The sequence below is a fragment of the Mycobacterium sp. E3198 genome (genome assembly GCF_001667015.1).
In the GTDB taxonomy this organism is placed as follows: domain Bacteria; phylum Actinomycetota; class Actinomycetes; order Mycobacteriales; family Mycobacteriaceae; genus Mycobacterium.
In genome coordinates this window covers 22,953-44,367 of record NZ_LZIS01000006.1, presented here as the reverse complement: position 1 = coordinate 44,367, position 21,415 = coordinate 22,953, and the positions used below count along the sequence as shown (strand labels likewise).

27 protein-coding genes are annotated in these 21,415 nt (G+C 70.5%); 17 read left to right on the top strand and 10 right to left on the bottom strand.

Annotated elements, in window-relative coordinates; genetic code table 11:
- The 3 genes from A5673_RS01730 to A5673_RS01720 form a co-directional block, all read right to left on the bottom strand.
- The coding region (locus tag A5673_RS01730; RefSeq protein ID WP_197518258.1) for a GMC family oxidoreductase N-terminal domain-containing protein at window positions 1-1,110 on the bottom strand (1,110 nt) is incomplete at its 3' end.
- Window positions 1,107-1,436, bottom strand: a complete 330-nt coding sequence (locus tag A5673_RS01725) for a hypothetical protein (protein ID WP_068226776.1) — start codon at window positions 1,434-1,436, stop codon at window positions 1,107-1,109. The genes A5673_RS01725 and A5673_RS01730, both read right to left, overlap by 4 nt.
- Window positions 1,433-2,389: a hypothetical protein gene (locus A5673_RS01720; protein ID WP_068226775.1), complete on the bottom strand. Its 957-nt coding sequence runs from the start codon at window positions 2,387-2,389 to the stop codon at window positions 1,433-1,435. The genes A5673_RS01725 and A5673_RS01720 overlap by 4 nt, the downstream gene beginning before the upstream one ends.
- Window positions 2,390-2,465: 76 nt before the next feature.
- On the opposite strand from A5673_RS01720, the gene A5673_RS01715 reads away from it, so the two are divergent.
- Entirely contained in the window at window positions 2,466-3,188 is a 723-nt protein-coding gene (locus A5673_RS01715; RefSeq protein WP_068226774.1) for a FadR/GntR family transcriptional regulator, read from the top strand.
- A gap of 12 nt (window positions 3,189-3,200) precedes the next feature.
- Here A5673_RS01715 and A5673_RS01710 read toward each other — a convergent pair whose 3' ends face one another.
- Window positions 3,201-3,986, bottom strand: coding sequence for a hypothetical protein (locus A5673_RS01710; protein WP_068226773.1), 786 nt, complete (start codon window positions 3,984-3,986; stop codon window positions 3,201-3,203).
- Between the two features lie 72 nt (window positions 3,987-4,058).
- On the opposite strand from A5673_RS01710, the gene A5673_RS01705 reads away from it, so the two are divergent.
- From A5673_RS01705 to A5673_RS01670, 9 genes are all read left to right on the top strand, one after another.
- Window positions 4,059-5,075, top strand: coding sequence for a Ppx/GppA family phosphatase (locus A5673_RS01705; protein ID WP_068226772.1), 1,017 nt, complete (start codon window positions 4,059-4,061; stop codon window positions 5,073-5,075).
- Window positions 5,072-6,031: a hypothetical protein gene (locus A5673_RS01700; RefSeq protein WP_068226771.1), complete on the top strand. Its 960-nt coding sequence runs from the start codon at window positions 5,072-5,074 to the stop codon at window positions 6,029-6,031. The genes A5673_RS01705 and A5673_RS01700 overlap by 4 nt, the downstream gene beginning before the upstream one ends.
- Before the next feature lie 30 nt (window positions 6,032-6,061).
- The gene (locus tag A5673_RS01695) at window positions 6,062-6,904 is read left to right on the top strand and encodes a sugar phosphate isomerase/epimerase (protein WP_068226770.1); all 843 of its coding nucleotides are present in this window, start codon (window positions 6,062-6,064) and stop codon (window positions 6,902-6,904) included.
- Window positions 6,905-6,918: 14 nt separating this feature from the next.
- Window positions 6,919-7,746, top strand: coding sequence for a thioesterase family protein (locus A5673_RS01690; protein ID WP_068226769.1), 828 nt, complete (start codon window positions 6,919-6,921; stop codon window positions 7,744-7,746).
- 31 nt (window positions 7,747-7,777) lie between these two features.
- A complete protein-coding gene (gene proC / locus A5673_RS01685) occupies window positions 7,778-8,650 on the top strand; it encodes a pyrroline-5-carboxylate reductase (protein ID WP_197518257.1) in 873 nt (290 codons plus the stop codon).
- A 140-nt stretch (window positions 8,651-8,790) separates the two neighbouring features.
- Window positions 8,791-9,048 (top strand): cell division/environmental response transcriptional regulator, encoded by a 258-nt coding sequence (locus A5673_RS01680; protein WP_066966433.1) that lies wholly within the window; start codon window positions 8,791-8,793, stop codon window positions 9,046-9,048.
- 98 nt (window positions 9,049-9,146) lie between these two features.
- Complete coding sequence (locus tag A5673_RS28075) at window positions 9,147-9,248, top strand: 30S ribosomal protein bS22 (protein ID WP_003402602.1); 102 nt, start codon at window positions 9,147-9,149, stop codon at window positions 9,246-9,248.
- A gap of 71 nt (window positions 9,249-9,319) precedes the next feature.
- A complete protein-coding gene (locus A5673_RS01675; RefSeq protein ID WP_068226767.1) occupies window positions 9,320-10,435 on the top strand; it encodes an SDR family oxidoreductase in 1,116 nt (371 codons plus the stop codon).
- Window positions 10,417-11,508: a lysophospholipid acyltransferase family protein gene (locus tag A5673_RS01670; protein WP_156747756.1), complete on the top strand. Its 1,092-nt coding sequence runs from the start codon at window positions 10,417-10,419 to the stop codon at window positions 11,506-11,508. The genes A5673_RS01675 and A5673_RS01670 overlap by 19 nt, the downstream gene beginning before the upstream one ends.
- 8 nt (window positions 11,509-11,516) lie before the next feature.
- Here A5673_RS01670 and cmaA2 read toward each other — a convergent pair whose 3' ends face one another.
- The 5 genes from cmaA2 to A5673_RS01645 all read right to left on the bottom strand — a co-directional run bounded on the left by cmaA2 (window position 11,517) and on the right by A5673_RS01645 (window position 14,608).
- Entirely contained in the window at window positions 11,517-12,425 is a 909-nt protein-coding gene (cmaA2, locus tag A5673_RS01665; protein ID WP_068226766.1) for a cyclopropane mycolic acid synthase CmaA2, read from the bottom strand.
- A gap of 11 nt (window positions 12,426-12,436) precedes the next feature.
- Window positions 12,437-12,949, bottom strand: a complete 513-nt coding sequence (locus A5673_RS01660) for a MaoC family dehydratase N-terminal domain-containing protein (RefSeq protein ID WP_068226765.1) — start codon at window positions 12,947-12,949, stop codon at window positions 12,437-12,439.
- Between the two features lie 44 nt (window positions 12,950-12,993).
- On the bottom strand, window positions 12,994-13,911 hold the full coding sequence (locus tag A5673_RS01655) for an HAD family phosphatase (RefSeq protein ID WP_068226764.1): 918 nt from the start codon (window positions 13,909-13,911) through the stop codon (window positions 12,994-12,996).
- 105 nt (window positions 13,912-14,016) lie between these two features.
- The gene (locus A5673_RS01650) at window positions 14,017-14,307 is read right to left on the bottom strand and encodes a WXG100 family type VII secretion target (protein ID WP_068226763.1); all 291 of its coding nucleotides are present in this window, start codon (window positions 14,305-14,307) and stop codon (window positions 14,017-14,019) included.
- The gene (locus A5673_RS01645) at window positions 14,300-14,608 is read right to left on the bottom strand and encodes a WXG100 family type VII secretion target (protein WP_068226762.1); all 309 of its coding nucleotides are present in this window, start codon (window positions 14,606-14,608) and stop codon (window positions 14,300-14,302) included. Before A5673_RS01645 ends, A5673_RS01650 begins: the two co-directional genes overlap by 8 nt.
- A 66-nt stretch (window positions 14,609-14,674) precedes the next feature.
- Between A5673_RS01645 and A5673_RS01640 the strand changes: the two genes are divergently transcribed.
- The 7 genes from A5673_RS01640 to A5673_RS01610 all read left to right on the top strand — a co-directional run bounded on the left by A5673_RS01640 (window position 14,675) and on the right by A5673_RS01610 (window position 20,937).
- On the top strand, window positions 14,675-14,950 hold the full coding sequence (locus A5673_RS01640; RefSeq protein WP_156747755.1) for a glutaredoxin family protein: 276 nt from the start codon (window positions 14,675-14,677) through the stop codon (window positions 14,948-14,950).
- A 99-nt stretch (window positions 14,951-15,049) separates the two neighbouring features.
- Complete coding sequence (locus A5673_RS01635) at window positions 15,050-16,429, top strand: glutamyl-tRNA reductase (RefSeq protein WP_068226761.1); 1,380 nt, start codon at window positions 15,050-15,052, stop codon at window positions 16,427-16,429.
- A gap of 13 nt (window positions 16,430-16,442) precedes the next feature.
- Window positions 16,443-17,387 (top strand): hydroxymethylbilane synthase, encoded by a 945-nt coding sequence (gene hemC / locus A5673_RS01630; RefSeq protein ID WP_068226783.1) that lies wholly within the window; start codon window positions 16,443-16,445, stop codon window positions 17,385-17,387.
- Window positions 17,388-17,409: 22 nt separating this feature from the next.
- Window positions 17,410-19,074 carry a uroporphyrinogen-III synthase gene (locus A5673_RS01625; RefSeq protein WP_068226760.1) on the top strand — a complete coding sequence of 555 codons (1,665 nt, stop codon included), beginning with the start codon at window positions 17,410-17,412 and terminating at the stop codon, window positions 19,072-19,074.
- A gap of 89 nt (window positions 19,075-19,163) precedes the next feature.
- Window positions 19,164-20,144, top strand: coding sequence for a porphobilinogen synthase (gene hemB, locus A5673_RS01620; RefSeq protein ID WP_082958492.1), 981 nt, complete (start codon window positions 19,164-19,166; stop codon window positions 20,142-20,144).
- A gap of 17 nt (window positions 20,145-20,161) precedes the next feature.
- A complete protein-coding gene (locus tag A5673_RS01615) occupies window positions 20,162-20,674 on the top strand; it encodes a DUF3093 family protein (RefSeq protein WP_068226782.1) in 513 nt (170 codons plus the stop codon).
- On the top strand, window positions 20,671-20,937 hold the full coding sequence (locus A5673_RS01610) for a hypothetical protein (RefSeq protein ID WP_068226758.1): 267 nt from the start codon (window positions 20,671-20,673) through the stop codon (window positions 20,935-20,937). The genes A5673_RS01615 and A5673_RS01610 overlap by 4 nt, the downstream gene beginning before the upstream one ends.
- Here A5673_RS01610 and A5673_RS01605 read toward each other — a convergent pair.
- Complete coding sequence (locus A5673_RS01605; RefSeq protein WP_068226781.1) at window positions 20,921-21,352, bottom strand: STAS domain-containing protein; 432 nt, start codon at window positions 21,350-21,352, stop codon at window positions 20,921-20,923. The genes A5673_RS01610 and A5673_RS01605 overlap by 17 nt on opposite strands.
- Window positions 21,353-21,415 lie beyond the last annotated feature (63 nt).

Here is a 21,415-nt window from a genome sequence, read left to right as displayed (position 1 = left end):
TGCGACGACGACCGTGTCGGCGAGGACGTCGAGAGCGGTGCCGTCGGGGCGGCGGGCGCGCACCCCGCGAGCGCGCCCTTGGGAGTGCAGCACCCGCTCGACGCGGGCCTGTGAGACGATCCGCGCCCCGGCCGCGCATGCCTGCGGCAACGCGTTGAGGTGCACGCCGAACTTGGCGTTGCGCGGGCAGCCGATCGCGCACTGGCAGCAACCCCCGCAGCCCGGCGCGTTGCGCGGGATGGGCGCCGCCCGCCAGCCCAGCGCCGCCGCGGCGTCCAGCAGCAGGCGCCCGTTGCGCCCCATGATCTGCAGCGGGACCGGCGCCACCCGCAGGGTGCGTTCGACGTCGTCGAGGCGCTCGTTCAGCCGGTCCGGATCGGCCATCCGAAGGCCGAAATCGTCACGCCAGCGCCGCATCACGGCGGGCGGTGGCCGGTAACAGGTGCCCGAGTTCACCACGGTGGTGCCTCCGACGGCTCGTCCGATGGGCAGCACCACCGACGGGCGCCCGAGCGCGACGGTGGCCCCCGCCCCGCGGTACAACCCGGCGTAGCGGTCGATGGGGTGGGTGCCGCGGAATTCGGAGACCGTCCAGGGCCGGCCCTCCTCGATCACGACGATGTCCAGGCCGGTCCGTGCCAGCTTGCGGGCCACCATCGCCCCGCCGGCGCCCGATCCCACGACGACCGCGTCGGCGGTGACGACCGAGCCACACTCGGTCGAGGGCGTGACGTTCAGGGGCGCATCCGGACGCGCCAGGTCCTGCTCCTGGGCACGCGAAAGCAGTTCCGGCGCATAGGTTTCCGCGCCATTGGCCAGCAACACGATCGCCTTCATGGCCTCGACGGCCGCGCCGACGTCGGGGCCGAGCGCGGCGACCCGGCGCAGCACCCGCTCCCGCTCGCCGGGGTCGAGCCGGGGCAGCGAGCGGCCGGTGGTGAGGTAGCTCGCCGCGGCCAGCGAGAGCAACCCGGCCCGCATGGCCACCCGCGAGGTCGGGGGCAGCTGGTCGAGGTAGCGGTCGACGCGGGCAGCGAGCTGGGCCGGCGCCGGGCCGCCGCGCTCCTCGGGCAGCAGCGCGGCGCCGAACGACGCGGCCAGACGGCTCATCCGCGGCGCCCGAGCCGGCGTCCCAGTTTGATGAAGAACGGATAGGTCGCAAAGATGGCGCCCGCCGCGGCATGCAGCCGCGGTCCCGCCTCGACGGTGTCGACGTTGAAAACGCCGCTGTTCCACATGAAGTCGCGCCCGTTGGCGGCGCGGAAGGGCCGCCACAGCACGCCCAGGCCGGGCACGTTGTGGTAGAGGCCGAACGAGCCGCCGAAGAAGACGCCGAGTGTGGCGGCCTCGGCGAGGTCCCGCTGGTCCGGGGGCAGCCGGCGCTCGATCAGCACTCCGGCGGCGAACAGCAGCGGCGGGTCGAGAACGAAGCTCACGACGAAATCCTCTCGTTGATGGCGGGTGCGTCGGCCCCGCGCAGGCCGACCTCGGCATGGCCGGTGCCCAGGACCGACCAGTGCCGGTCGTCGATGTCGACGTGGACGTCGGCCTGTTCGGTGTTGGTGCACACCGCGCGGCCGCCGTCGGGGTCGGTGTAGCCGAGGCTCACGCACCGCTCCGGTGGCTGGTCGACCCGGATCAGCACCCGGCGACCGCCGATGCTGCCCTCCAGCTGCCAGTGCCGCAGGCCCAGCGTCGTTTTCATCCGCAGCGACGGCAAAGGGCTTGCCGGCCAATCCTTTCCGTCGAGGCGGAACCGCACGAACGCCAGCGGCGCCAACCGGCGCAGGCCGGGCTTGTGCGACACCGCGGTCACCGCCTCCACCACGTGGCCGTCGCCGAGGTCGGCGTGCACCCAGGCCCAGCGCTTGGCGTTGCCGTGCCCGTAGATGTGGGCGACCCCGCCGCGCCAGCCGTCGACCCGGACCGCCGCGTCGGCGATGCTCAGTGAGCCCGCGAAATCGGCGGTGGGCGCGAGGACCACCTGGGCGCCCGGCAGCAGCTCGCGTTCCCACGCCGCGCGGGGGAACGTCCACAGCGGCGTGCCGGCGTCCTGCCACGACAGGTCCCACGCGAACGACCCGGCGCGCCCGGCCAGCTGTTGCGGCGCCACACGCGCCCCCGCCGCGTCGAACCAGGCGGTTCCCGACGCCGGCCCGGTCGGCTCGGGGCCGAACCGCTCGGTGCGCGGCGGGCCGTCGGGCGCGAACCACGTCGCCCAGCCGTGCGCGTAGGGGGCGTCGGCCGCATGCTGGGGGGCGACCATCTCGCAGTGGATCCACAGCCCGGCGCGGGTCAACGGGTCCGACAGGGTGGCGTACCAGACCTCCAGGCGCCCCGGCTTGCCGCGCCAGCGCGGAGCGCAGGCCGATCGCAGCTCGTCGTCCATGGGCTCACCTCCGGTCGGGACACGGGTGCGCGATGGGTGCACCGCGCCGGGTCGTTCCACTATATTGGTTGAGCCAATGAACCAGTCAAGTGCGCTGCAGCCACCGGATCGCCAACGGGTCGATGAGCAGATCGCCGCGTCGATCGCCGACGCGATCCTCGACGGTGTGTTTCCGCCCGGGTCGACCCTGCCGCCCGAGCGGGAGCTGGCCGAGCACCTCGGTGTCAACCGCACCTCGCTGCGCCAGGGGCTGGCCCGCCTGCAGCAGATGGGCCTCATAGAGGCCCGCCATGGCAGCGGCAACGTGGTCCGCGACCCCGAGGCGCTCACGCATCCCGCGGTCGTCGAGGCGCTGGTTCGCAAACTCGGCCCCGACTTTCTGGCGGAACTGCTTCAGATCCGCGCGGCGCTGGGCCCGTTGATCGGCCGGCTGGCGGCCATCGGCAGCACGCCGGAGGACGCCGAGGCGTTGCGCGCGGCGCTGCAGGCCGTGCGTGCGGCCGACGGCTCGGCGGCACGCCAGGCCGCCGACCTCGACTACTTCCGGGTGCTCATTCACGCCACCCGCAACCGCGCGCTGGGGTTGCTGTATCGCTGGGTCGAGCACGCGTTCGGCGGGCGGGAGCACGAACTCACCGGGGCCTACGACGACGCCGCCCCGGTGGTGGCCGACCTGCAGGCCATCACCGACGCGGTGCTGGCGCGCCGGGCGGAGGCGGCCGCCGCCGCGGTCGAGGACTACCTCAACGCCAGCGCGCTGCGAATGGTGTTGTCGTACAAGAAGACCCAAGCCGGCTGAGCCGGCGTCGCGTTATTCGGCGACCCGGGTGGCCGGGTGCACGGCGATGAGCCCTAACTTGCTGCGCCGCTTGCACATTGCCGCCAGCTCGGCGTAGGCCTTCGCGCCGAGCAACTCGGTCAGCTCGTCGGCCATGCTCTCCCAGACCTGCTTGGCGCCGACGTGCGCGGCCGGATCGCCCGTGCAGTACCAATGCAGGTCCGCGCCGCCGGATCCCCAGCCGCGGCGATCGAATTCGGTGACCCAGGTCTTGAGTATTTCGGTGCCGTCGGGCCGCGTCACCCACTCCTGGCTGCGCCGGATCGGCAGCTGCCAGCAGACATCAGGCTTCATGGTCAGCGGCGGCACGCCCAGCTTCAGGGCCTTGGTGTGCAACGCGCATCCGGCGCCGCCGGCGAAGCCGGGCCGGTTGAGGAAGATGCAGGCGTCCTTGTGCTTGCGCGTGCGGTATTGCGGTTGGCCGTCGTGCTCGTCGAGCTCCAGGTAACCCTTGCGGCCCAAGCCCTTTTCCCGGAACTGCCAGTCCTCGTCGGTCAACTGGGTGACCGCGTCGTCCAGCCGCGCACGGTCGTCGTCGTCGGACAGAAACGCGCCATGCGAGCAACACCCGTCGTCCGGCCGGCCCTCGACCGTGCCGCGGCAGGCGGGCGTGCCGAAGACGCAGGTCCAGCGCGAGAGCAGCCAGGTGAGGTCGGCCGCGATGAGGTGCTCGGGGTTGTCCGGGTCGTAGAACTCCACCCACTCGCGGGCGAAGTCCAACTCGACCTCCTGACCCGGTTCCGGGTGTGAATCCGCCACGTCGCCAACGTTAGACCACGATTTCGCTTGCCTGGCACTTTGACGCGAGGCGACTCCCGCTAGGTTGTTGCTGTGCGGTTAGGCGTGCTCGACGTGGGTAGCAACACGGTCCACCTGTTGGTGGTCGACGCCCACCGCGGTGGGCACCCGACGCCGATGAGTTCGACGAAGGCCACACTGCGGCTCTCCGAGTCGATCGACAGCTCGGGGAAGATCACCAAGCGCGGCGCCGACAAGTTGGTTTCGACGATCAACGAGTTCGCCAAGATCGCGGACAGCTCCGGCTGCAAGGAGCTGATGGCCTTCGCCACCTCGGCGGTCCGCGACGCCGAGAATTCCGACGACGTGCTGTCCCGGGTGCGAAAAGAAGCCGGCGTCGAACTGCAGGTGCTGACCGGGGTCGACGAGTCGCGGCTGACCTTCCTCGCGGTGCGCCGCTGGTACGGCTGGAGCGCCGGGCGGATCATCAACCTCGACATCGGCGGCGGCTCGCTGGAGCTGTCCAGCGGCGTCGACGAGGAGCCCGAGGTCGCGTTGTCATTGCCGCTGGGTGCGGGGCGATTGACCCGCGAGTGGCTGCCCGACGACCCGCCCGGGCGGCGGCGGGTGGCGATGCTGCGCGACTGGCTGGACGCCGAACTGGCGGAATCGGCCGTGGCGGTGCTCGAAGCCGGCGCGCCCGACCTCGCCGTCGCCACCTCGAAGACGTTCCGTTCGCTGGCACGGCTCACCGGCGCCGCGCCCTCGGCGGCCGGACCGCGGGTCAAGAGGACGCTGACCGAAAACGGGCTCAGGCAACTCATAGCTTTCATCTCTAGGATGACCACCGCTGACCGGGCCGAACTGGAAGGAGTGAGCGCCGAGCGGGCCCCGCAGATCGTGGCGGGCGCCCTGGTGGCCGAGGCAAGCATGCGAGCGCTGTCGATCGAAGCCGTGGATATCTGCCCGTGGGCATTACGGGAAGGTCTCATTCTGCGCAAACTCGACAGCGAAGCCGATGGAACCGCGCTCTTCGGGAGCGCGGTGCGCGATGCTGGAGGTCAGAAAGCTGATCGGAACGCGAACCGATCGAGAGGCGACAAATCATGACCGGACCACACTCCGAGACCGAGAGCCCCGGCACCCGGCCGATCTCGGTGGCCGAATTGCTGGCGAGGAACGGAACGATCGGCGCCCCGGCGGTCACCCGGCGGCGCCGCCGCCGGCGCGGCGACAGCGATGCCGTCACGGTCGCCGAGCTCACCGGGGAAATTCCGGTCATCCGCGACGAGGACGACCACGACGTCACCGACCAGGCGGCCAACGGGACGGTCGAGGTCGCCGAGCCGGCCCCCGACCAGGCCGCCGAGGACCGGCCCGCGTCCGCGTACTGGGCCGAACCCGAGCCGCGCTGGCCCAAGTCGCCGCCCCAACCCCAACGCGTGTCCGGCCCGGAGCGCAGCGCCTACCCGCGGCCCCTGCCGAACGCCGACGCCGCCGTCGACGCCGCTGAGTCCGGCGCCGAGGACATGAGCCCGGACCCGCTCGACCATTACGCCGACCTCCCGGTGGACGTGATGGACTCCGAGGTGCGCGAAGCCGAACCCGCGTCCGAGGACTCCGCCTTCGTGCGCTCGTTCCTGCAGTCCGATTCCACGCTGTTCGGCGGGCAGACGTTCGCCGACGAGGTGGCCCGGCGGCGCGGCGCGCAGCCGTCCGCCGATGCGGAACTCGACGACGACCGCCCCGCCGCCGTGGCCGAGCGCGCCGGCGAGGCGCCGACCGAGTCGCCCGGCCGGCTCGCGGCGCTGTGGCGCGGCTGCCTGATCGTGTTCCAGTCGATCCTGGCGGTCGCGTTCGGGGCCGGGCTGTTCGTCGCGTTCGACGAGCTGTGGCGCTGGAACAGCATCGTGGCGCTGGTGCTCACGGTGCTTGTCATCCTCGGCCTGGTGGTGGGCGTGCGCGTGGTGCGCAAAACCGAGGACATCGCGAGCACGCTGATCGCCGTCGCGGTGGGGGCGCTGATCACCCTGGGGCCGCTGGTCCTGTCGTTACAGTCGGGCTAGCCGGAACCACCGAAGAACCCCCACAGACCATTGCGCCCAGCAATCAAAGTCGGCCTGTCGACCGCCTCGGTGTACCCGTTGCGGGCCGAGGCCGCGTTCGAGTACGCGGACCGGCTCGGTTACGACGGCGTCGAGCTGATGGTGTGGAGCGAGTCGGTCAGCCAGGACATCGGCGCCGTCAAGAAGCTGTCCCGGCGCTATCGCGTCCCGGTGCTGTCCGTGCACGCGCCCTGCCTGCTGATCTCGCAGCGGGTGTGGGGCGCCAACCCGATTCCGAAGCTGGACCGCAGCGTGCGGGCCGCCGAACAGCTCGACGCGCAGACCGTCGTCGTGCATCCGCCGTTTCGCTGGCAACGGCGTTACGCGGAGGGGTTCAGCGACCAGGTCGCCGCCCTGGAGGCGGCCAGCGACGTGAAGGTCGCCGTGGAGAACATGTTCCCGTTCCGGGCCGATCGCTTCTTCGGGGCGGACCAGTCCCGGGAACGGATGCGCAGGCGCGGCGGCGGACCGGGCCCGGCGATCTCGGCGTTCGCGCCGTCGTATGACCCGCTGGACGGCAACCACGCGAACTACACGCTGGATCTGTCCCACACGGCGACCGCGGGCTCCGACTCCCTGGACATGGCCCAGCGGATGGGCGAGGGCCTGACCCACCTGCACCTGTGCGACGGCAGCGGCCTGCCCGCCGACGAGCACCTGGTGCCCGGGCGCGGCACCCAGCCCACCGCCGAGGTGTGCCAGCTGCTGGCCGGCGGCCGCTTCTCCGGCCACGTGATCTTGGAGGTATCCACCTCGAGCGCACGCAGCGCCAGTGAGCGCGAAAGCATGCTCGCGGAATCGTTGCAGTTCGCGCGCACGCACCTGCTGCGCTGACAACCCAGGAGAACATGAACGCGTTATTCACCACCGCGATGACGTTGCGGGAGGTCGACCCCGGTGTGTACGAGGGCGAGCTCGACAAACACTGGACCATCGGGCCGAAGGTGCACGGTGGCGCGATGCTGGCGCTGTGCGCCAACGCCGCCCGCACCGCGGCCGGCGGGCAGCCGGACGGGCCCGAGCCGGTCGCCGTGTCGGCGAGCTTCCTGTCGGCGCCCGACCCGGGGCCCATGCGGCTGCTGACCTCGTTCCGCAAGCGCGGCCGCCGGGTCAGCGTCGTCGACGTCGAGCTCATGCAGGGCGAGCGCACCGCGGTGCACGCCGTGGTCAACCTCGGGCAGCCGGAGCACTTCCCGGCCGACGGCTCGCACGCGCCGCTGCTGTCGGCGAACCCGGTGCTGGACCTGATGGCACCCGAACCGCCCGACGACGTCGAGCCCATCGGGGCCGGCCACCCGCTGGCCGGACTGGTGCATCTGGGCGAGGGATGCGACGTGCGGCCGCTGCTGTCGACGATGCGGCCGGCCAACGGGCACCCGCCCATGATCCAGATGTGGGCGCGGCCCCGCGGCGTGGCTCCCGACGCGCTGTTCGCGCTCATGTGTGGCGATCTGTCGGCGCCGGTGACCTTCGCCGTGGACCGCACCGGCTGGGCGCCCACCATCCAGCTGACGGCCTTCCTGCGCGCCCTGCCCGCCGACGGCTGGCTGCGGATCATCGCGACCTGCGTGGAGATCGGGCATGACTGGTTCGACGAGGACCACATCGTTGTCGATCACCTCGGCCGCCTGGTGGTGCAGGCGCGACAGCTGGCGATGGTGCCCGCCGCCCGCTAGTCATCGGGCGCTGTCTGGAATGCTTTCCGCCATGGCAAGAATCGCGATCATCGGCGGCGGCAGCATCGGCGAGGCATTGCTGTCCGGCCTGTTGCGCGCGGGCCGGCAGGTCAAAGACCTGGTGGTGGCCGAGCGGATGCCCGAGCGCGCCGAGTACCTGGCCGAGACCTATTCGGTGCGTGTCGCCTCGGTGAGCGACGCGGTGGACAACGCGACCTTCGTCGTCGTGGCGGTGAAGCCGGCCGACGTCGACGCCGCGATGGGGGAGCTGGCCCGTGCCGCCACCGAGGCCGAGACCGACAGCGCCGAGCAGGTTTTCGTCACCGTCGCGGCGGGCATCACGATCGGCTACTTCGAATCCAAGCTGCCGGCCGGAACGCCGGTGGTCCGGGCCATGCCCAACGCCGCTGCGCTGGTGGGCGCCGGGGTGACCGCCCTGGCCAAGGGCCGCTTCGTGACCGACCCCCAGCTGGACGAGGTGTCGGCCCTGTTCGACTCCGTCGGCGGCGTGCTGACCGTCCCCGAGTCCCAGATGGACGCCGTGACCGCGCTGTCGGGATCCGGTCCGGCCTACTTCTTCCTGATGGTCGAGGCCCTGGTCGACGCCGGCGTCGCGGCCGGGCTGAGCCGCTCGGTCGCCACCGACCTGACGGCGCAGACCATGGCCGGCTCGGCGGCGATGCTGCTCGAGCGCATGGACGCCGATCGATCGGTCCAGCGGGAGGCGCTGGGGGCGCGCGCGGACGCCACCGCGGCGCAGCTGCGCGCGACGGTCACGTCGCCCGGCGGCACCACCGCCGCTGCGCTGCGTGAACTGGAACGAGGGGGATTGCGGGTGGCCGTCGACGCGGCCGTCCAGGCCGCAAAAAGACGCTCTGAGCAGCTAAGAATTACATCCGAATAATTCATGATTTCCGGACTGATTGTCCCTCACCAGTACCATTAACCCCACTAGTCCCGCTATTCTCCTCTTTGTATGCACGTGTGGGTGCCAGCGGAGGGGAAGCCGCTGGCATTGCGCGGGCCTGACACGATTGGGTTGCGATGACGTCTACGAACGGGCCATCGGCACGAGATTCCGCTGGTAAGGGGCGGGACTCCGGTTCCGGCGATGGCCAGCAGGCCAGGACACAATTTCTGACCGTCGCGGAGGTGGCAGCGCTGATGCGCGTCTCCAAGATGACGGTCTACCGGTTGGTGCACAACGGCGAGCTGCCGGCGGTTCGGGTCGGGCGGTCCTTCCGGGTGCACGCCAAGGCCGTCCACGACATGCTCGAGACGTCGTACTTCGACGCGGGCTGACCTACCGTCCTGCGCCGCCGGTTTGGTGTTCTGAGCTGACTGCCGGGTAAAGTGTCCGGGTCAACTACGAGCAGGTCACCGGTCAGATAGCGGAGTTCATGGGTTCAGTAATCAAGAAGCGGCGCAAGCGCATGTCGAAGAAGAAGCACCGCAAGCTGCTGCGTCGCACCCGGGTGCAGCGCAGAAAACTTGGCAAGTAAGCCCAAGTAAGCCCAGCCGACCGCCGCGTCGCCGTAACGCCGCCGGCTCGCCCGCCCGTTAGGCTGTTCGGGTGGATCAGTCGAGTGGGGAGGGCGCCGGAACTTCCGGCACCGTGCACTACCCCAAAGTCGTGCTCGTCACCGGTGCGTGCCGGTTTCTCGGCGGGTACCTGACTGCCCGGCTCGCGCAGAACCCCTTGATCAAGGGGGTCATCGCGGTGGATGCGATCGCCCCCAGCAAGGACATGCTGCGCCGCATGGGTCGCGCCGAGTTCGTCCGCGCCGACATCCGTAATCCCTTCATTGCCAAGGTGATTCGCAACGGCGAAGTCGACACGGTGGTGCACGCCGCGGCGGCGTCGTACGCGCCGCGATCCGGCGGCAGCGCGGCGCTGAAGGAAATCAACGTGATGGGCGCGATGCAGCTTTTCGCGGCCTGTCAGAAGGCGCCGTCGGTGCGCCGCGTCATCCTCAAGTCGACCTCCGAGGTGTACGGGTCGAGCGCCCACGACCCCGTCATGTTCACCGAGGACAGCAGCAGCCGCCGGCCCTTCCGCGACGGTTTCGCCAAGGACAGCCTCGACATCGAGGGTTACGTGCGCGGGCTGGGGCGCCGGCGCCCCGATATCGCGGTGACGATTCTGCGGCTGGCCAACATGATCGGCCCGGCGATGGACACCTCGCTGTCGCGGTATCTGGCCGGTCCGTTGGTCCCGACCATGTTCGGCCGCGACGCGCGATTGCAATTGCTGCACGAGCAGGACGCGCTGGGCGCCCTCGAGCGCGCGGCGATGGCGGGCAAGGCCGGCACGTTCAACATCGGCGCCGACGGCATCATCATGCTGTCGCAGGCGATCCGGCGGGCGGGCCGAATCCCCTTGCCGGTGCCCGGTTTTGGCGTGTGGGCGCTGGATTCACTGAGACGGGCTAACCGCTATACCGAGATCACTCGCGATCAGTTTGATTATTTGAGCTACGGCCGCGTCATGGACACCACGAGAATGCGCACGGAGCTCGGCTACCAGCCGAAATGGACGACGGCCGAGGCGTTCGACGACTACGTCCGCGGCCGCGGTCTGACTCCCATAATCGACCCCGATCGGGTACGCTCCCTGGAGGGTCGCGCCATAGCGTTAGCGCAGCGCTGGGGAAGCCGAAATGCAATTCCATGGGGTGGGGGCAGGTAGGTATCGTGGCTGGCGAAACCAGAGCGAACGTCATTCCACTGCATACAAATCGGGGTCGGGTAGCAGCGCGCCGTAGAGCCGATCAGCGAGCCGAGTCGTCCCGTCAACATCCCTCCTTGCTCACCGATCCGCGCGGTCGGGCGTCGGCCGAACAGATCGCCGCGGTCGTGCGCGAAATCGACGAACACCGCCGCGCCGCCGGCACGACGTCCACGGCGGAGGCGCCGCTCAACGATCTGGCGCAGAAGGTCGCCGCGGTCGCGGGCTTCCTGCGGCAGCGGTTCATGGGTGACTACGCCGTCGACGAGTTCGGCTTCGATCCGCACTTCAACAGCGCGATCGTTCGGCCGCTGCTGCGCTTCTTCTTCCGGTCGTGGTTCCGGGTCGAGGTCAGCGGCATCGAGAACCTGCCGAGCGACGGCGCCGCGTTGGTGGTGGCCAACCACGCCGGGGTGTTGCCGTTCGACGGGCTGATGCTGTCCGTGGCGGTGCACGACGAGCACCCGGCGCAGCGGGACCTGCGGCTGCTGGCCGCCGACATGGTTTTCGACCTGCCCGTGGTCGGCGAAGCCGCCCGCAAGGCGGGCCACACCATGGCCTGCACGGCGGACGCGCATCGCCTGCTGGCCGCCGGCGAGCTCACCGCCGTGTTCCCGGAGGGCTACAAGGGGCTGGGCAAGCGTTTCGAGGACCGCTACCGGTTGCAGCGGTTCGGGCGTGGCGGCTTCGTGACGGCGGCGCTGCGCACCAAGGCCCCGATCGTCCCGTGCTCGATCGTCGGTTCCGAAGAGATCTACCCGATGCTCACCGACGTCAAGCTGCTGGCGCGGCTGTTCGGGCTGCCGTACTTCCCGGTCACCCCGCTGTTCCCGCTGGCCGGGCCCGCGGGCCTGGTGCCGCTGCCGTCCAAGTGGCGCATCGCGTTCGGTGAGCCGATCTACACGAACGACTACGCCGCCTCCGACGCCGAGGACCCGATGGTCACCTTCGAGCTGACCGATCAGGTGCGCGAAACGATCCAGCAGACGCTGTACCGGCTGCTGGCCGGGCGCCGCAACATCTTCTTCGGCTGAGCTTTTCGCTACTTGACCATGGTGAACTGGCACACGTTCGTGTAGCCGTCGCGGAACAGGTCCGAGCAGCCCCGCAGGTAGTGCAGGTAGATCTCGTAGGTCTCCTGACCCTTGAGGGCGATCGCCTCGTCCTTGTGCGCCTCGAGCGCGTCCGCCCAGGCCGTCAGCGTCGGAACGTAGTTTTTGCCGATGAAGTGATGGCGCTCGATCTTGAAACCGGCCTCGGTGGAGTACCTGTCGACCTGCTCGACCTGAGGCAACCTGCCGCCCGGGTAGATCTCCCTCAGGATGAAACTGATGAACCGCAGCAAGGTCATGGTGGTCTTCAGGCCCATCGCCTTGCCCTCCTCGGCGGTGGGCACCACGATGCTGTGCAGCAGCATCCGGCCGTCGTCGGGCAGCAGGTTGTAGAACTTCTTGAAGAAGACGCCGTAACGCTCGTATCCGGCATCGCCGGCTCCGTCAGCGAAGTGCTCGAACGCGCCCAGCGACACAATGCGGTCGATCCGCTCGTCCTCGGGAAATTCCTCCCAGCCCTGGATCCGCACCTCTTTGCGGCGGGGGCTGTCCATTTTGTCGAACTCGGCCACGCAGTGGGCGTACTGGTTCTCGCTCAACGTCAGGCCGATGACGTTCACGTCGTATTCCGCGACGGCGTGGCGCATGGTCGAGCCCCAGCCGGAGCCGATGTCCAGCAGCGTCATGCCGGGCTCGAGGTTGAGCTTGTCCAGGGCGAGCTTGCGCTTGGCGTACTGGGCCTCTTCCAGCGTCGTCGCGCCGTCTTCCCAGTAACCGCAGCTGTACGTCATCGACGGGTCGAGCCACAGCTTGAAAAACTCGTTCGACTTGTCGTAATGGGATCGGACCGCCTCGACCGGCGGCTTGAGCTGGGTACCACCCGATTCGCCCTGTGACATTGGAATCGCCCCTACTTTCCGGCAGATATGGATGCGACCGCGGCGACGGTTTCTTCAGCGCCTGCGTCCTGGTGTGCGGCCTCCCCCAGCATCGTAACGACGCTGGTGACGACCGGCTCGCCCTCGGCGTCCGTGACTTCGCTGCGGATTTCAACGATCACCGCGCCGTGGGATTCGATCACTGAGTCTAGGTAGGTGTCGAAGTACAGCTTATCGTGCGCCAGGATCGGGCGGTGATACTGAAACTTCTGGTCGCGGTGCATGATCCGGGCGATGTTGATCGGGATGTTGAATTTGGTGAAGATCTCCAATTGCACGCGCCGCCCCGCGATGGCCAGGAAGGTCAGCGGCGCCACGAGCGCGGGGTAGCCGGCGGCGGCGGCGTCGGCCTCGCCGTAGTGCGTCGGGTGCTCGTCTTTGATCGCCTGCGCGAACTCCCGAATTTTTTCGCGCCCGACCTGGAAATAATCCGGTGCCCGGTAGTGGCTGCCGATGAGTCCTTGGGCCGATTCTGGGACTGTCATGCCGCTGCGCTCCCCGTTCGAATACGTCTCAGCGGCGCAGCCTATCAGCGCGATTGCCGCCGCGACGCCAGTGCCGCCAGCGCGCCGCCGGCCGCGCCCAGGGCCAGGGCCGACGGCACCCCGATCCGCGCGGCCTTGCGGGCGGTGCGAAAGTCGCGGATCTCCCAACCGCGTTCGCGGGCCAGGGCCCGCAGGCGTGCGTCGGGGTTGATGGCGACGGCCGTACCGACCAGCGACAGCATGGGCACGTCGTTGTAGCTGTCGGAATAAGCGGTGCAGCGCTTGAGGTTGAGGCCCTCGCGGATGGCCAGCGAGCGCACGGCGTGGGCCTTGCCGGGGCCGTGCAGGATCTCGCCGACCAGCCGGCCGGTGAAAACGCCGTCGACCGATTCGGCCACGGTCCCCAGCGCGCCGGTCAGCCCGAGCCGGCGCGCGATCGTCGCCGCGAGCTCGTACGGCGTGGCGGTGATGAGCCACACCTGCTGGCCGGCGTCGAGGTGCATCTGCGTCAGCGCGCGGGTGCCGGCCCAGATCTTGTCGGCGATGATCTCGTCGTAGATCTCCTCGCCCAGCGCCACCAGTTGGTCGACCGAGCGGCCCTCGATGAAGGCGAGCGCCTTGCGCCGCCCGGCGGCGACGTCGTTGCTGTTCTCCGTGCCCAGCAGCTGGAACTTGGCCTGGGCGTAGATGAATCCGAGCACGTCGCGGTAGGTGAAGTAGTTGCGCGCGGCCAGCCCGCGCCCGAAGTGCACCGCGGAGGACCCCTGCACCAGGGTGTTGTCCACGTCGAAGAACGCGGCCGCGGTCAGGTCGATCGGTGGCTGCGGGCGGCCTTCTTCGGGGGCATTGGCCTTCAGGTCCTCCAGCGCGCGTTCGGCGCTCGCGTTGTCCACCAGCGCGTCCAGGTCGGTGCGGCCGGTGGGTTCCGTGCCGCCCGGCTCAGAGGAAGCCGCTGAATCCAAGGCCCAACCTCCTAGCTCGCCGTGCCGCCCGGTAATCCCTGGGATGACCGACATCAACCCTATCCGGCTGCTGCCGGGGGCGGTTTGCGCGCCTGAGGCGTCAGGTCAGGACCACATGGCCGCGTTCGTCGACATCGCGCCGGTGTAATTTCCGTGCGCCGTCTCGCCGGCGGCCCGCAATTGGGCCAGGGCCTCGCGCATCATCGCCTCACCGCGGGCCCAGTGCCGATGCGCCTCGGCGTGGGCCGCCGCGCCGCTTCCCGTCCAGGTCGAGTGCAAAGTGCTTACCAGAGAATCGATTTCGGCCAGCATGCCCTCGGCGCGGCCCGCAAACTCCGACATTTGGTGCACCGCATCGGCCAGCGCCCGTGGATCCACCCGAAACGCCTCAGCCACCGCGCACCCCGCGCAGCGCGTGGGAGGACGACGCCTCGGTGTGCCGGTAGAGCCCACCGGCCTGACCCACCGACCGCGCCAGCAGCGACAGGCCCACCTCGACCTCGCCGGCGCCGCGGTGCCACAGCTCCCACGCGGCGGCGTACGCGCTTCCGGAGGTTCCGCGCCACCCGCCCAGCATGTCGCCGACCGCCGCGTTGAGCTCCGCGAACTGATTCCGCAGCTCCTCGGCGCGACCGGACAGCGCCTCCGCGAAGCCCCGCATCGCCAGCGGGTCGACCCGCACCGTGTCCCCGGCCACAGCGGCAACCTATCCGCCGCGGCGTGGCCCCACAATTCAGTCTGGGGGTCACCCGCTGCCACACTGATGGCCATGACGCAGGGCGCACGCCGACCGCGGGTGGAGCTGCTGACCCGCGACGGCTGCACGATCTGCCTGCGCGTGCACGCCCGGCTGGTCGAACTGGCCGACGAGCTGGGCTTCGAGCTGGCCTCGACCGACGTCGACGCCGCAGCGGCGGCGGGCGACCCTCGACTGCGGGCGGAGTTCGGCGATCGCCTCCCGGTGATCCTGCTGGACGGGCGGGAGCACAGTTACTGGGAGCTGGACGAGCCGCGGCTGCGCGCCGACCTCGCCCGGTAGCGGGCGAGGTACTTATTTGGTAGCCCAGCTGATTAACGATTACCGTGGACAGCAGTTCAGTTACTGGGGAAGCAAGGGAGCTGGCCAGGTGATGCTGCCGTGAGCGTCCTGCTCTTCGGGGTTTCGCACCGCAGTGCGCCGGTCTCCGTCCTGGAACAACTCAGCATCGACGAATCCGATCAGGTCAAGATCGTCGATCGGGTGTTGCAGTCGCCGCTGGTGACCGAGGCGATGGTGCTCTCGACCTGCAACCGGGTCGAGGTCTACGCCGTCGTCGACGCGTTCCACGGCGGGTTGGCGGTGGTCGGGCAGGTGCTGTCGGAGCACTCCGGGATGTCGATGAGCGACCTGACCCGCTACGCGTACGTCCGCTACAGCGAGGCCGCCGTCGAGCACCTGTTCGCGGTGGCCAGCGGCCTGGATTCCGCGGTGATCGGCGAGCAGCAGGTGCTGGGCCAGGTGCGCCGCGCCTACGGGACCGCCGAGGCCAACCGCACCGTCGGCCGGGTGCTGCACGAGCTGGCCCAGCGGGCGCTGTCGGTGGGCAAGCGGGTGCACTCCGAAACCGCCATCGACGCCGCCGGCGCCTCGGTGGTGTCGGTCGCCCTGGGCATGGCCGAGCGCAGGCTGGGCGGGCTGGCCGGCAAGACCGCGGTGGTCGTCGGCGCCGGGGCGATGGGCGCGCTGTCCTCGGCGCACCTGATCCGGGCCGGCATCGAGCACATCGCGGTGGTCAACCGGTCGGCGTCCCGCGCGCAGCGGCTGGCCCGCAAGATCCGCGAATCCGGCGTGCGGGCCGAGGCGCTCACGCTGGACCGGCTGCCCGACGCGCTGGCGGGCGCCGACGCCGTGGTCAGCTGCACGGGCGCGGTCAGCCCCGTCGTCTCGCTCGCCGACGTGCACCACGCGCTGGCCGCGGCCCGCCGCGACGAGGCGACCCACCCGCTGGTCATCTGCGACCTGGGCATGCCGCGCGACGTCGACCCGGCCGTCGCCGGGCTGCCCGGGGTGTGGGTCGTCGACGTGGACCGCGTGCAGCGCGAGCCGTCGGCCCACGCCGCGGCCGCCGACGTCGACGCGGCGCGCCACATCGTGGCGGCCGAGGTCGCCACCTACCTGGCCGGGCAGCGGATGGCCGAGGTCACCCCGACGGTGACGGCGCTGCGCCAGCGGGCCGCCGACGTCGTCGAGGCCGAGCTGCTGCGCCTCGACAACCGGCTGCCCGGCCTGGAAAGCGCGCACCGCGAGGAGGTGGCGCGCACCGTGCGCCGCGTCGTCGACAAGCTGCTGCACGCGCCCACCGTGCGGATCAAACAGCTGGCCAGCGCGCCGGGCGGCGACAGCTACGCCGAGGCGCTGCGCGAACTCTTCGAACTCGACCAGACCGCCATTGACTCGGTGGCCGCCGTCGCCGCTGGTGAATTACCAGTCGCCCCAAGCGGATTCGACGTCAGCACACCTCAACAGTCCGGCGAGTAGCCGATTGCCGCACGTGATCCGGATAGGCACCCGGGGCAGCCTGTTGGCCACCACCCAGGCCGGTGTCGTCAGAGACGCTTTGATCGCCAACGGCCATCCAGCCGAACTGGTCATCATCAGCACGGCCGGCGACCGGTCGTCGGCGCCCATCCAGAGCCTGGGCGTGGGCGCCTTCACCACCGCACTGCGCGAGGCCATCGACGATGGCCGCGTCGACGCCGCGGTGCACTCGCACAAGGATTTGCCCACGGCCGACGACCCGAGGTTCACCATCGCCGCGATACCGCCGCGCAACGACCCCCGCGACGCGCTGGTCGCCCGCGACGGGCTGGTGCTGGGGGAGTTGCCGGCGGGTTCGCTGGTGGGCACGTCGTCGCCGCGGCGGGCCGCACAGCTTAGAGCATTGGGTCTCGGTTTGGAAATCCGCCCCCTACGAGGCAACCTAGATACCAGGTTGAACAGGGTAAGCAATGGTGATCTTGACGCGATCGTGGTGGCCAGGGCCGGTCTCGCCCGGCTGGGCCGCCTCGACGATGTCACCGAGACGCTAGAGCCGGTGCAGATGTTGCCAGCACCGGCTCAGGGCGCGCTCGCCGTCGAGTGCCGCGCCGGCGCCGAGCTGGCGGCGGTTTTGGCGGAGTTGGACGACGCCGACACGCGCGCGGCGGTCACCGCGGAGCGAGCCCTGCTGGCCGAACTGGAGGCCGGTTGCTCGGCACCGGTGGGCGCGATCGCCGAGGTGGTCGAGTCCATCGATGAGGAGGGCCGGGTCTTCGAAGAGCTGTCGCTGCGCGGCTGCGTGGCGGCGCTGGACGGGTCCGACGTGATCCGCGCGTCCGGCATCGGCACTCCCGGTCGGGCACGGGAGCTGGGGCTCTCGGTCGCCGCCGAGCTGCTCGAGCTGGGGGCCGGAGAGCTGATTGGGGGAGCGCGGCAAGACCCCGCGCGAGGAAACTGAAGAGAGTCACTTGGGAGCGACAATGACGACGCGAGGGCGTAAGCCGAGACCGGGCCACATCACGTTCGTGGGCTCGGGCCCCGGTGACCCGGGACTGTTGACGACGCGGGCGGCCACGGTGCTGGCCAACGCCGCACTGGTGTTCACCGACCCCGACGTGCCCGAACCCGTGCTCGCGCTGGTCGGCAAGGACCTGCCGCCGGTCTCCGGCCCGGCGCCGGCCGGCCCGGACGGCAACGCCGACGCCGCCCCCGAAGGCGACGCCGGCCAGGCGGCGGCGGCGGTGATCGCCGGTGGCCCGGACATCCGGCCGGCGCTGGGCGAGCCCGCCGAGGTCGCCAAAACGCTTGTCGCCGAGGCCCGTTCGGGGGCCGACGTGGTGCGGCTGGTGGCCGGCGACCCGCTGACGCTGGACGCGGTCATCACCGAGGTGAACGCCGTGGCCCGCAGCCACCTGCACATCGAGATCGTGCCGGGGCTGGCCGCCACGAGTGCCGTCCCGACCTATGCGGGGCTGCCGCTGGGCTCGTCGCACACGGTCGCCGACGTCCGCGACCCTCAGGTGGATTGGGAGGCGCTGGCGGCGGCTCCCGGCCCGCTGATCCTGCAGGCCACCGCCTCGCACCTGGCCGACGCGGCCCGCGCCCTGATCGAGCACGAGCTGGCCGAGACCACCCCCTGCGTGGTGACCGCGCAGGGCACCACCTGCCAGCAGCGCTCGGTCGAGACCACGCTGGGTGGCCTGACCGATTCGGCCGTCCTGGGCGGCAACGACCCGGCCGGCCCGATGACCGGGCCGCTGGTGGTGACCATCGGCAAGACGGTGGCCAGCCGGGCGAAGCTGAACTGGTGGGAGAGCCGCGCGCTCTACGGGTGGACGGTGTTGGTGCCCCGCACCAAGGACCAGGCGGGCGAGATGAGCGAGCGGCTGACGTCCTACGGCGCGCTGCCGATCGAGGTGCCGACCATCGCCGTCGAGCCGCCGCGCAGCCCCGCCCAGATGGAGCGGGCCGTCAAGGGACTGGTCGACGGCCGCTTCCAGTGGGTGGTGTTCACGTCCACCAACGCGGTGCGCGCCGTGTGGGAGAAGTTCGGCGAGTTCGGCCTGGACGCCCGCGCGTTCTCCGGCGTGAAGATCGCCTGCGTCGGCGAGTCGACGGCCGACCGGGTCCGCGCCTTCGGGATCAGCCCCGAGCTGGTGCCGGCCGGCGAGCAGTCCTCGCTCGGCCTGCTCGACGACTTCCCGCCCTACGACAGCATTTTCGACCCGGTCAACCGGGTCCTGCTGCCGCGGGCCGACATCGCCACCGAGACGCTGGCCGAGGGGCTGCGCGAGCGCGGCTGGGAGATCGAGGACGTCACCGCCTACCGGACGGTGCGCGCCGCGCCGCCGCCGGCGGCCACCCGCGAGATGATCAAGACGGGCGGCTTCGACGCGGTGTGCTTCACCTCCAGCTCGACGGTGCGCAACCTGGTCGGCATCGCCGGCAAGCCGCACGCGCGCACGATCATCGCCTGCATCGGCCCCAAGACCGCCGAGACCGCCGCGGAATTCGGCCTGCGGGTGGACGTGCAGCCCGACACCGCCGCCGTCGGCCCGCTGGTCGACGCGTTGGCCGAGCACGCCGCGCGGCTGCGCGCCGAGGGGGCGCTGCCGCCGCCGCGTAAGAAGAGCCGCAGGCGCTAAGTGCTCGCCATGCCCGCGAGCGTGCGTGTTGGTACGCCGACACGCCGTCCGCGCTGGCATTCTGCGCACGCTCGCGGCGACGGACGCGCATGAGTTACCCGCGGCAGCGCCCGCGCCGGCTCCGCTCGACCCCCGCGTTGCGTCGCCTCGTCGCCCAAACGTCCTTGGAGCCAAGGCATCTGGTGCTGCCGATGTTCGTCGCCGACGGGATCGACGAACCGCGGCCGATTGCCTCGATGCCCAACGTCGTTCAGCACAGCCGCGATTCGCTGCGCCGGGCCGCCGAAGCGGCCGTCGCCGCGGGGGTCGGCGGGGTGATGCTGTTCGGCGTGCCCCGCGAGCAGGACAAGGACTCGACCGGCTCGGCTGGCACCGATCCGGACGGCATCCTCAACGTCGCGCTGCGCGACCTGGCCAAGGATCTCGGTGACGCCACGGTCCTGATGGCCGACACCTGCCTGGACGAGTTCACCGACCACGGCCACTGCGGGGTGCTGGACGCCCGCGGGCGGGTGGACAACGACGCCACCGTGGCGCGCTACGTCAAACTTGCCGTGGCGCAGGCGGAATCGGGCGCCCACGTGGTGGGACCGAGCGGCATGATGGACGGCCAGGTGGCCGCGATCCGCGACGGCCTGGACGCGGCCGGCTACACCGACGTGGTGATCCTGGCCTACGCCGCGAAGTTCGCCTCGGCGTTCTACGGGCCCTTCCGCGAGGCCGTGAGCTCGAGCCTGTCCGGGGACCGGCGCACCTACCAGCAGGAGCCGGGCAACTTCCGGGAGGCGCTGCGCGAGGTCCGGCTGGACCTCGACGAGGGCGCCGACATCGTGATGGTCAAGCCCGCGCTGGGTTACCTCGACGTGCTGGCCGCCGCGGCGGAGGTTTCGCCGGTGCCGGTGGCCGCGTATCAGGTGTCGGGGGAGTACGCGATGATCTGCGCCGCGGCCGCCAACAACTGGATCGACGAGCGCGCCGCCGCGCTGGAGTCGCTGACGAGCATCCGGCGCGCCGGGGCCGACATCGTGCTCACCTATTGGGCCGCGGATGCGGCAAGCTGGCTGTCGTGACAGCCGAACCGAAGCCGTTGTTCTACGAGCCCGGCGCCAGCTGGTGGTGGGTGGCGCTGGGCCCGGCGTCGGCGGTGGCCATGGTCCTCATCGAAATCTGGAGCGGGGCCCCGGTGTCGCTCGTCGTCCCGGCGATCTTCCTGGTGCTGGTGTCGGCCTTCGTGGCGCTGCAGGTGCACGCGGCGCGGATCCACGTCTCGGTCGAGCTCACCGAGGACGCCCTGCGCCAGGGCACCGAGACCATCCTGGTGCGCGAGATCGTCAGGGTCTATCCCGAGCCCGAGCACCACGAGGCGTCCGGCAAGGAGCTGGCGAAATGGCAGTCGTCGCGGGCGCTCGGCGAACTGGTCGGGGTGCCGCGGCACCGGATCGGCATCGGCCTCAAGCTCACCGGGGACCGGACCGCGCAGGCCTGGGCGCGTCGCCATCGCCAGCTGCGGGCGGCGCTGACCCCGCTGGTCCAGGAGCGGGTGGAGCCCGCCGGATCCGACGTCGCCGACGACGATTTCGACGGCGGGTCGCTGTCGTGATCGCCCGGTACCGGGCGATCGTGGAGCTGGCTTTGGCCTGTGCCGCGCTGGCGGGTGGAGGCGTCAGCTGGGTGCACGCGCGCCACACGGTCAGTGTCGCGCCGATCGCCGACGGGCAGCCCATCACCACGTCGCTGGTGTACAACCCTCAGCTGCTGTTGCTGACCTTGGTGCTGGTGACGACCGCCGGAGTGCTCGCGGTCCTCGGAATCGCCCGGCTGTTACGGACCCGGGGCGCCGGAAGGGTTACGCCGTCTTCTTGATCAGCGGCAGCACGAGCTGACGGCGGCTCACGATGGCTTCCGCCAGGTTGCGGAGCGCCTCGCGCACCGAGCGCGCGATTGGAAGCTCCGCATCGCCCCCCAGCAGGCCCATGACCGCGGGGCTGGCGACCAAGGTCCATTCCACCCCGGCGGCGCGGCAGTCCTCGTCGAGCCGCTGCACCAGCGAAACCCCCGCCGCAGCAAAGTGGCTCACCTCGGTCAGGTCGAGCACCACCGGGTTGCTCCCCAGGGTGAAACGCCAGAGGTACTCGCTGACCCGGTCGACGTTGGCGGCGGTGATGTCGCCCCGGATGGTGACCACGGTCGCCAGGTGACGGCAGTGGGCGCGGATCTGTGCACCATCGCAGTCGAAGGTGCCGTATCCGTGCCGAGTCGCGACGGCCGTGATTGTCATGAGCGCCCCCATTCCCTTCAACCTGTCCCCTAAAGGTGCCCGCCAAAAGTAAGGAGACCGAAA

Coding starts and splice junctions, on each gene's coding strand:
- proC (WP_197518257.1), top strand. CDS start 7,778: ATGGCAAGAATCGCGATCATCGGCGGCGGCAGCATCGGCGAGGCATTG.
- A5673_RS01690 (WP_068226769.1), top strand. CDS start 6,919: ATGAACGCGTTATTCACCACCGCGATGACGTTGCGGGAGGTCGACCCC.
- A5673_RS01715 (WP_068226774.1), top strand. CDS start 2,466: ATGAACCAGTCAAGTGCGCTGCAGCCACCGGATCGCCAACGGGTCGAT.
- A5673_RS01670 (WP_156747756.1), top strand. CDS start 10,417: ATGGGGTGGGGGCAGGTAGGTATCGTGGCTGGCGAAACCAGAGCGAAC.
- A5673_RS01720 (WP_068226775.1), bottom strand. CDS start 2,389: ATGGACGACGAGCTGCGATCGGCCTGCGCTCCGCGCTGGCGCGGCAAG.
- A5673_RS01605 (WP_068226781.1), bottom strand. CDS start 21,352: ATGACAATCACGGCCGTCGCGACTCGGCACGGATACGGCACCTTCGAC.
- A5673_RS28075 (WP_003402602.1), top strand. CDS start 9,147: ATGGGTTCAGTAATCAAGAAGCGGCGCAAGCGCATGTCGAAGAAGAAG.
- A5673_RS01640 (WP_156747755.1), top strand. CDS start 14,675: ATGGCCATGACGCAGGGCGCACGCCGACCGCGGGTGGAGCTGCTGACC.
- A5673_RS01660 (WP_068226765.1), bottom strand. CDS start 12,949: ATGACAGTCCCAGAATCGGCCCAAGGACTCATCGGCAGCCACTACCGG.
- A5673_RS01625 (WP_068226760.1), top strand. CDS start 17,410: ATGACGACGCGAGGGCGTAAGCCGAGACCGGGCCACATCACGTTCGTG.
- A5673_RS01680 (WP_066966433.1), top strand. CDS start 8,791: ATGACGTCTACGAACGGGCCATCGGCACGAGATTCCGCTGGTAAGGGG.
- cmaA2 (WP_068226766.1), bottom strand. CDS start 12,425: ATGTCACAGGGCGAATCGGGTGGTACCCAGCTCAAGCCGCCGGTCGAG.
- hemB (WP_082958492.1), top strand. CDS start 19,164: ATGAGTTACCCGCGGCAGCGCCCGCGCCGGCTCCGCTCGACCCCCGCG.
- A5673_RS01700 (WP_068226771.1), top strand. CDS start 5,072: ATGACCGGACCACACTCCGAGACCGAGAGCCCCGGCACCCGGCCGATC.